Genomic DNA, 8823 nt, shown 5'->3' on the forward strand with positions numbered 1-8823 from the left:
TGGGGCGTGCCCCATCGGGTTAAAGACAAAAGCTAGGCGGCGAGAGCCACCAAGTCGATCACTGCGTCGGCCTCATCAACCGACTCAGGCGTGTGGGAAATGAAGAATTCCCGCTCATAGCCGCCCTGACGGAGCACCTCGCGCTTCATTTGCATGAAGGCGCGTTTGCGCTCCGGGTCGAGCGGGCCGTCGGCCTCATCTGTGAATAGCGTCTGGAAGGGCTGACCCGAGTCCTGCGCCCGGTAGAGCGCAATACCACGGGTCAAACACTCATTGATCCAGATCTTCTGCCCGCCTGACAGCAAAGCGAAGTTCTTCACGCTGTCCCGGTCGGCGTCATTCACCTCGATCTCGAAGCCCTCACGCTTCTCGCCATTGGCCAGCGTCGTCTGCGTCTGAATCGCGATAGTGAATCGCGCTCCATAGCAGGCGAGCAACAGGTCGTTGACGATCCGCGTGAGCGCCGGACCGGCGTCGTCGATGGACAGCGCGATCACGCCGTCGTTGCCGAGCGCCTTCGCCAGCAGCTTCCACTGCGCGATTTCGTCGGAGAGCCGATCCGCCTTGCCCTGTACCGCGGGCTGGCCGGACAGCACCAACTCCAAACGCTCGCGCTCGGTCGCAAGGCCGGTTTGCTGGCGAATCAATGCCTCAATCCGGGCAACCAGCGCAACCACTGCCTCGCGGCTCTGTCGCAAGCGGGTGTCCAAGGCGGCGATGAGGCCGGTCACGTCCTCAGTTGCCAGCCCGGACAACTCGCGCTGCACCACCGACAACTGCGTCTCGGCTTCGGCAACGTCCCGGTCGTACCGGGCCGTGCTGCTGGCTTCCTCGTCAGTCAGAGCGGATACGTCGCGTTGTGCCTGCGCCAACCCTTCCTGCGCCACATCCAACATCGGTCTCTTGGCCGCGAGGGCGGTCAGCCGTTGCAACTCCTGCTGATCGCGTGCCAGTGCCGTCTGCAAGGCCGCCAGGGCGGCGCGTTGGGCGGGTAACTCACCCAGGGCTTCCGCCATCGGCTTCATCGCCTGCTGCTTCGCCTGGTAGCTGGCCCGCAGATCCTTCACGAGGATGACCTGCTCGGCCAGCTTGCCTTTGGCTTCACGCGCCTGCGCGAGCAACGGGCAGGTGCTGTGCATGGGATCAGCCCGGCATGGCACCGTCTCAATGACATCGGCCTGGCCTTTCAACGAGGTGGCGAACTGGGCGGCGGACCTTCCGCGCGCTTCCAGTCCCAGCAGCTCGGTCGTCAGCGCGGCGTGCTGCGCCTGCTGTGCCTCCAAGCGGCTGACCGCCTGCTGTAGCGTGGCAAACTCGCCCTGCTTCTGGCCGATGATCATTTGCAAGGCGTCGCGCTGCTCGGCGGCCGCGAGGATGGCTGGACCTTCGGCCAGCATCAGCTTGCGGCCGGCGATCAGCTGCTCCAACTCCCGGCGCCGCGTGGCGGCGCGGGTGGCCGCAACACGCTGGTCAGCATCCAACTGCCGCCGGCGCGCTCCCAGTTCGGTTTCCCGTTGCCTGAGTTCGCGCAGACGCGCTTCGGTAGCCGCGCTTGCGCTTTGCTTGGCCGCCAGTGTCGCTCGCTCCTGCAGGAGCTTCGCGCCATCGGCAGCCTTCGCATCGCGGTCACGCCGCGCCCCGATCAAGGCCTCGTCGGTTAGACCAATGTCCCGAGCCAACTGGCCCGCCCGCTCACGTTGAGCGGACAAGCCGACCTGGTCGCGCTGCAGGGTGTCCAGATGCCGGCCCAGCCCCTTTGCAACCTCGCCGGCCTTGGCCGACAGATCGCGCAGGTGATCGATGCCCAGCAATTCGGCAAGCAGCTTCTTAATCTCGCCGGCCTGGTAGCTGGCGATCGGGCGCCGGTTCTGCGCCGAAAACACGCTGGTGAAGAACGCTTCGGGCGAGCCTAACACCGCCTCGATGCAGCGGTTGTAGGTATCCGCCTTACCGTCCGACAGCGTGCCGTCGGGCAGTTGCAGTGGTATCCAGTCGCCGTTGGCGCCCTTCTGGAACAGGTAGTACTCGGCCTTGCGGCTCTTGCCGGGATTACGGAACGCGAACGCCGAACGGTACTGCGTGCCGGCGTGCTCCCATTCCAGATCCTTCTCGCCACGGGTGCCACAGAGGTGATCCCAATATGAGAACGCATCCGCGGACATTTTCGAGGCGTGGCTCGGCATGAGCGGATACGGGTGCAGGTTGTCCATCAGCGTGGTCTTGCCGGCGCCATTAGGGCCGACCAGCGCGATCAGCCCAGTGGGCAGGTTCGCGAGGTCGAGCGTCACGCTGTCGCGCTTCATGCCGTCCCGGACTCCGTGGAACCCGGTCAAGGTGAGTTTCAGCGGGCGCATTCGGACACCTCCGCAGCGGTCATGGAAGTCAGGTAATCGGCAGGTAGCTCCATCACATCGCCGTCGTAGAACGGCATGTCTCGGGCCACCGCGGCGGCATCCCGCTCGGGCAGGCCCGACAACGCACGCTCCAGGGAGCGCACGGCGGCGGCGAACTGCTGACGGGCCAGCGCGATCACCTCCGGCCAAGCGGTGCAGCCACAGAGCGCCCTGAGTTCCAGCGCGCTCCACTGGCTGGCATAGCCATGCGAGAACGACCAGAGCAGGTTCTGCATCTCCAGCGACGGTGTCACCTCGTACCAGTGCTGGCCGTCCGCGGCGTGTACCGCGAGGACCAACAGATGGTCGCGCTTGGCGATCACCGTGCCGCGCCCTGCGCCGAACGGCTGGAACAGGGTGCTGCGGGTGAAGCCGTGCGCGTCGGCAAGGCGAGAGGCCAGTGTAGATGCGGCTAGTGCGGTTTCAAACGTGTGGGCCCAGTCCGGGCCAGCAGGGTAAAGCATCATGATGCACTCCAAGGGAGACGGAGTGCATTCCCGGACGGGAAGCACCCGTCAGGGTTCAATGAGATGGAACAACGGTCGATGCGTCCGAAGGACGCGGGGTAAAACGATGTTTCGACAGCCCCGGAGGGCTCTCGGAACATGGCTTTGGCCACGTTCAAGGGTTAGGCGGCGGCTTCCGCAAACAGGTCGTCGCTGAACCAGTCCATCGCCGCAGGCGGCGCGCTGGGTTGCCTCGCAATGGGGACAGGAACCTCGATCGGTTCCGGCATGACTGCCGTAACGGGCTCCGATGGCGTCGGCATCTGCATCGACGGCGCGGCGGGAGCCGCGACCACCGATGGCTTGCCTGCGCTTTCCAGTTGCTGCAGCACCAGGTCCGCGATGGCCTGCGAGTCCGCGTGCTCTAGCATCGACAGACGATCCAGCAACGGGTTGGTATCGACATGGGTCAATTCCCCCCATCGCGTGACCTTCTCCGACAGGCTGGCGGCGCGGCTGATGCCTTCGGCTCGGCTACGCACGGCAGGCAATACCCGACCTTCCAGCTTCACCTCGGTCGCCTTGAGGAACAAGGCGCCGATGGCGTCCCGATCGACCACCTGGCGGTGCTCTTCGTCGACGACCCAGCGGATGCGCACGAACTTGTCTGACGCCTCGGCGGCGACGCGAGCCAACTCCACCATGTCTGGCGGGCCGTCGAAGTCAATGCAGAGTGTCTCGCGAGCGGGCGTCACAATGCGCGTGGTTTCGGCCTGCCCCGGCGCGACGCGCCATTGCAGGTAGGTCTTGTCACCGATTTCCCCATAGTGGAAGCGCCCGATCGAACCCGGATACGCCACCAGGCGGCCCTCGCGATCCCATTGCTGGGCGCGGTGGATGTGACCGAGCATAAAGCCGTCGCATTCCGCATCAAACAGCGCCCCGATGGTGAATTCGTGATCGAATCCGGCCATCGGTACACCGTGCTCGGTCTGGCAGCCGTTGACGGTGCCGTGCGAGATGCCCATCGTGCGGATGCCGCGAGCACGCAGCGTGCGGTTCACGCAGCCAGCGGCGTGCAGGTAGGCGGCCAGATGGTCGCCGACTGCGGTCGCAGCCTCCTTTGCGCCGACTGCGGCAGCGAGCATGGCCTTGTTGACCGTGGGCACACAGGTGAAGACCACCTCCGGGGTACCGTCAGCAAGCAACGCCTCAATCTCGATGGGAGTGAAGAGCGCACCGTCCGAAGCGGTGAACCCGCCGTCCCGCAGGGCGACCTGGTGGATACGGTCAGCGATGTAGACGGGGTGACGACTGCCAACGAGGCGGAACAGATCCAGCGTGCCGGGCGGCTCGTGGGAAAAGGTGCCCTGAAGCATCACAATCGCCATATGCTCGGAAAGCTGGCGGATGCGCTCTGCCAGCACGCGCAGCGCCGGCGTGTGGGCGTCCAGGCGATGATCGGTCGAATCGCCGGAGACGACGGCGACCTGACTTCCGGCCGCGATCGCGTGTTCGACGGCAAAGCCGAAGCAGCGATCCGCCTCGGCCAGATTGCCGGTCGAGTAATGTAAATCAGAAAAGTGAGCCAGCAGCAGGCTCTCACTCGCGTCGACCATGATGTGATTCTCCAAAGGAATGGTGCGCCGATTTGGCGCGCGGGGAAAAGAATGTGGCCCGGCTGGGCCACAGGTGAAAGAAAATGGGGCAGAAGTGGAAAATGAGGTGAACGACGCGTTGCACGCCGTTCACCTATTCCATCGTCAGACAGGCTGTGTGGCTTCCCGGACGCGGGAGCGCACCTGCTCACGGAAGGCCAGTGGGTTGGCCAGCGCGGTTTGCATCTCGCCAATCATGCTGTCAACGTCCTTAGGCCGCTTCGTCCAGCCCTGACCGTACTCGATCCGGGCAAAGGTCAGCAGATCCATGCGCTCCTGCCCTGCCGACATACCAAGGCGGGCGGCGAGGTCGGCGAGGATGCTCTCTCGGTCCTCGGGATCGGCCGCGGTCGGCTCCGGTGTCGACGCGGGCGTGGGAGTCCGTTCAGGCTCCAGTGGCATTGCGCCTGAGATGTCGACGAGCGGCGCCATGGAAGGCGCATCAGCTGCGGGCATTGCGCCTTCCAGCAACGCGACCGACTTGCTTGCCGCGTCCAGTGCCGGTGCCATCTGATCCGCGCTATCCAGCAGCGCGCCCAGATCGATTTCAGCATCCAGCATGGTGAGCATCTGCTCTTGCCGAATCGGCAGGCCATCCTCACCAATGCGGGTAATGTCGACCGCCTTCTTCGAAAGCCAGAAGTGCATGCCTGCGAGCCGGCCGCCACGCGCCATCGCCACCGTGTGCATCGCGGCGTACGCCTTCTGCAACACATAGATGGAAGTGGTCGGCAACTCGATCAGGCCGAGGCCCTTTATCTCCGGGACGCAAAAATACAGACTGGCGGAGAGGTTGCAATGTCGGCCCTGGTACTGCGGGCACTGGTGCGGATCGCACACGCCATCGGGAATGGCGTCGTCCTGGCGCAAGATGACCGTGCGTCCGCCAAACAGGCGTCTGGCACGCTGGGCGCGTTCATCCACTTCCGGCGCGGCGTACATCTTGCAATGCCGCTTGCCGTCGGCGCCGTACTCGGAGAAGTACTGCAGGCCTCGTGCGCCCCAGACCTTCAGCTGGTTGGGCATGTTGGCCAGCCAGTCGTCGAAGGCGAAGATGACCGGGAAACGCCACAGCTTCAGGCCATCGCCACGATCCTCACCGTACTTCTGGAGGATCTCGTCGGCGGTGGCCGGATTGGTGAAGTCCGAACCGCGGCAGGTGAACCAGGCGGTGTTCTTGGGCACCAGTGCGTTCCGGATCTTCGTCTTGCGCTCGATCTCTTCGCCGATCGCTTCGAACGAGTCGCCCTGAGCGAGCATGGTGTCGTGGATCTTGACCGCTTGCTCGTTTTCCTTGGCCCTCTTGGTGAGGACCTTGATGCCCGGGCGGATCTTGCCAATGATGGGTGGCCGCTGGGGCCGTTCTTCTATGAGACTGCGGGGATGGCTGAAGTCGGTGTAGCCAATGGCACGTTGCATGATGCGTTGCTCCTGCGTTCAAGAAATTGAACGACGGCGACGCGGATGGACGCAGCATGCTCCCGAAGGCGCAGGGCTATGTCGGCCCCGCGCTGGGTCGTTACTTGGGAAAGGAACGCCGCTCGGGCGGGTTCCGCTAGACCGGCCACGTGGGCCGCTTCACACAAATTGCGCCACGCGTTCGGTTGTCCGACGTAGTCGGGCCGTCGACGGGCTAGCGTGCTCGCAATGGCGGCACGAATCTCGGAGTTCAGATCGACAGCAGAGTGCATGGTTAGCTCCTGTTCGAGGTTCCTACAAACAAAAAAAGCCCGCTCCGACATGGCGGAAGCGAGCTTGTTCGCAGGAAAACCCGTCGCCACGCCCCTTCCGGGGGCGTGGCGAACAGGGAGCGATGCGCGAATGCGCAGGCTCTATGTGAGGACGTAAAGTCGTCCTCGTGCAGCAAGGTCACGCTGCACTTCAACCCATTTAGAACACAAGGTTCTCCGCAGGGGTCACGGATCAGCCTACGACGGCCGTTCTGCCCAGGAGGGGCCAAGAGAGAGAGACGCCACATGGTCCCGAGCTCGAACGGTGTCCACAGCGCATGCCGAAGCAGCACTGATACTGGACGCGTATTACGGATGATGGATGGGGAGCAAACGGCGAAGTTGCTCATCACAATGGAATGTCCACACCGGTAGCCAACCGGTCGGCGCATGCGCTAAGGCACGACTTGAGAAATGCAATGGACTCGCTGTGGAGTCAGGTCGATGCGTCGGAGACGCGAGAAGTGAGAGCATTATGCACCGAATGTGCCCTCGTACAAAGCGCGTAACCTCGCGAAAATCGCATACCTTACGCAGCGCACCTGCACCCTGTCCTGACCGAAAATCTCCCCCGAGAGAGACTCACGAGTATGGACATGGCCGAGCAGCCAGGGGAATTCCCTGCCAACCCACCTGAACCCCCATCCAGCGCGCCGCACGCCGCTGCCACGGATGGCCCCGCACCGGACACCGGCCTCAAGCCCATCACGCGGCTAATCAGCGAGGACCGCATCTCGCGCATCGTGCCCGAGACCACGACGAAGGTTGAGGTGTCTTTCTCCTCTGTCTTTACGCGCCGTTTCCTGCACGATGACTATAATTTTTGCGCGTCCAAATGCTCGGTCGCGCGAGGCGGCAAGGTCAAGGCGCTCGATGAGGCCTTCCGAGAGGCTGAGGTCTGGTTCAGTCGCGTGAACGATTGGCTCGCGTCGAAGAATCAACTTGAGTTTTCGATCGGCTACGAATCCGTCGTCTTGGAAGTTCCCAATGCCCTCGCGGGGCGACTGCTACGCCTGCTGGGCCAGTACGACAAGCTCGCCTCGGCCACGCTGTTCGCGCACATCGGGCGCTCCATTTCTGGCACAGAACGCGATACACAGCTCGATATCGCAGGCCGGCGCATCAATACGATTCACACCCTCTGCATTCCGGACAACGACCGATTTGCCGACGACGGCAGCCGCCTTCCCGCCTGAGCCCCCTTCCCATTCCCTCCCTTCCGACCCCCAAGGAGCACCGTGGACATTCGAGACATCCAGCGCCTGCACGAGCAGTTCGCGCACGCCGCGCTCACCATTGAGGCGCAAACCACGTCCCATCATCCCGCCGGCCGGCTGTTGCCCCCGCCCGCCTTTGCCGCCGCGAGTGCGACTCGGCGGTGGGCCGGCCGCGCCGGCAACACCCGCCAAATTGCCAGCATCGTGGTCGGCATCGTGGCGGCCGGTGCCCTCGGTATGTCCATCGCCAACTGGCAGCATGGGCGGACAACCGATGCAGCAAGGCCTGAGACCGCGGCACCCGTCAAGGCAGAGGGCACGCTGGGCGCGCCGGAACTTGGTCAAGCGCCGGTAGTAGCCATCGCTGCCGCGTCCAGTCCCGCAACGACTGATACCGCACCGATGAACCGGGCCGCCTACGGCGCCGCCCAACCTGTCGAAGTCCCGGCCAAGGGCGCGGAACTGGTGCAGCAAGTCGCACAGCCGCCCGCGCCAGTTCCTGCGCCGGCGTCCCGACCGCAGCCAAGCCAGGCTCCGGTGGCTCGGGCGACCCCACCGGTCGTGCGCAGGGTCGAGCCGGCCCCAGCACTGGCGAATGCTGCGCCCCAGTCCCCCCCTACGCATCGCGCAAACGCCGCATCCGAGATAAAGCTGTTCTGAGCCGACTATGAAAGACACTCCCACCTTTAGCGTGCTCAATCGCGGAATGAGCATCCACGGAGACGTGGCCGCGGACCACGGCATCACCTGCCTCGGCCTGATCGACGGCAACCTCTCCTCGTCCGCCGGACTGCTCCATGTCGGCAGCGGCGGTGTCGTGCGCGGCAAGGTTGAAGGCGATCATGTGATCGTGGACGGCATCGTGGAGGGCGACGTTGCCGCTCGCAGCACGCTGCTGATCAATGGCCGCGTCAAGGGCGAGATCTTCTACGCCGGCACAATCCGGCTTGGCCTGAATGCGAACCTGGAGAGCCGCATCTCACGTGTTGCCGCCATCGGCGCCGGGTGCGACGCGCACGTCTTTACGCGGGAGGCAGTCCCCGCGAGTCCGGCCGATCCCGCCGAGCCTGTCGAAGCGAACACGGCGGGGACCCCGAGCACATGAGTCCACCCTATAGGTGGAAACGCGCATGATTCACTATCTCTTATGAGCCTTAGTTTAGAGAGCCCGGTCAAGCCGGGCCTAATTGTCTTCGGTGACCAAGGCACCGGTGCAAGCCCCGGAGTTCAGTCCGGGGTAAGCCGGGAATTTGGGGGTTAGTGAGGGGTCTGCTGCTGCTCAATGTACTGGCGCAGGATATTCAGTGGAGCCCCGCCGCACGACGCCGCGAAGTAGGACGGGGACCAAAGCACGCCCCGCCGCTTGAGCCACGGATGGA

The 8823-nt window shown here is 64.2% G+C and carries 9 protein-coding genes; 4 read left to right on the forward strand and 5 right to left on the reverse strand.

What is annotated here, in order from left to right; all coding sequences use genetic code 11:
- Positions 1 to 32: 32 nt before the first annotated feature.
- The 4 genes from ACGLHR_RS38005 to ACGLHR_RS38020 form a co-directional block, all read right to left on the reverse strand.
- Positions 33 to 2354, reverse strand: coding sequence for an SMC family ATPase (locus ACGLHR_RS38005; RefSeq protein ID WP_400100550.1), 2322 nt, complete (start codon positions 2352 to 2354; stop codon positions 33 to 35).
- A complete protein-coding gene (locus tag ACGLHR_RS38010; protein ID WP_400100552.1) occupies positions 2342 to 2860 on the reverse strand; it encodes a hypothetical protein in 519 nt (172 codons plus the stop codon). Before ACGLHR_RS38010 ends, ACGLHR_RS38005 begins: the two co-directional genes overlap by 13 nt.
- A gap of 161 nt (positions 2861 to 3021) precedes the next feature.
- The gene (locus tag ACGLHR_RS38015) at positions 3022 to 4458 is read right to left on the reverse strand and encodes a metallophosphatase family protein (RefSeq protein ID WP_400100554.1); all 1437 of its coding nucleotides are present in this window, start codon (positions 4456 to 4458) and stop codon (positions 3022 to 3024) included.
- Between the two features lie 144 nt (positions 4459 to 4602).
- Complete coding sequence (locus ACGLHR_RS38020) at positions 4603 to 5841, reverse strand: hypothetical protein (RefSeq protein WP_400100560.1); 1239 nt, start codon at positions 5839 to 5841, stop codon at positions 4603 to 4605.
- Between ACGLHR_RS38020 and ACGLHR_RS38025 the strand changes: the two genes are divergently transcribed.
- The 4 genes from ACGLHR_RS38025 to ACGLHR_RS38040 all read left to right on the forward strand — a co-directional run bounded on the left by ACGLHR_RS38025 (position 5764) and on the right by ACGLHR_RS38040 (position 8549).
- A complete protein-coding gene (locus ACGLHR_RS38025) occupies positions 5764 to 5946 on the forward strand; it encodes a hypothetical protein (protein ID WP_400100564.1) in 183 nt (60 codons plus the stop codon). The two genes, ACGLHR_RS38020 and ACGLHR_RS38025, sit on opposite strands and share 78 nt — an antisense overlap.
- A gap of 877 nt (positions 5947 to 6823) precedes the next feature.
- On the forward strand, positions 6824 to 7423 hold the full coding sequence (locus tag ACGLHR_RS38030; RefSeq protein WP_400100555.1) for a hypothetical protein: 600 nt from the start codon (positions 6824 to 6826) through the stop codon (positions 7421 to 7423).
- 42 nt (positions 7424 to 7465) lie between these two features.
- On the forward strand, positions 7466 to 8104 hold the full coding sequence (locus ACGLHR_RS38035; protein WP_400100557.1) for a hypothetical protein: 639 nt from the start codon (positions 7466 to 7468) through the stop codon (positions 8102 to 8104).
- A 7-nt stretch (positions 8105 to 8111) separates the two neighbouring features.
- Entirely contained in the window at positions 8112 to 8549 is a 438-nt protein-coding gene (locus ACGLHR_RS38040; RefSeq protein WP_400100559.1) for a polymer-forming cytoskeletal protein, read from the forward strand.
- Between the two features lie 152 nt (positions 8550 to 8701).
- Here ACGLHR_RS38040 and ACGLHR_RS38045 read toward each other — a convergent pair.
- Positions 8702 to 8823: transposase (locus ACGLHR_RS38045; RefSeq protein ID WP_400100562.1), on the reverse strand; the 122-nt coding region annotated here is incomplete at its 5' end.

Source organism: Cupriavidus sp. CuC1 (genome assembly GCF_044627735.1).
Lineage (GTDB): Bacteria > Pseudomonadota > Gammaproteobacteria > Burkholderiales > Burkholderiaceae > Cupriavidus > Cupriavidus ulmosensis.

Coding starts and splice junctions, on each gene's coding strand:
- ACGLHR_RS38005 (WP_400100550.1), bottom strand. CDS start 2,354: ATGCGCCCGCTGAAACTCACCTTGACCGGGTTCCACGGAGTCCGGGAC.
- ACGLHR_RS38010 (WP_400100552.1), bottom strand. CDS start 2,860: ATGATGCTTTACCCTGCTGGCCCGGACTGGGCCCACACGTTTGAAACC.
- ACGLHR_RS38015 (WP_400100554.1), bottom strand. CDS start 4,458: ATGGTCGACGCGAGTGAGAGCCTGCTGCTGGCTCACTTTTCTGATTTA.
- ACGLHR_RS38030 (WP_400100555.1), top strand. CDS start 6,824: ATGGCCGAGCAGCCAGGGGAATTCCCTGCCAACCCACCTGAACCCCCA.
- ACGLHR_RS38040 (WP_400100559.1), top strand. CDS start 8,112: ATGAAAGACACTCCCACCTTTAGCGTGCTCAATCGCGGAATGAGCATC.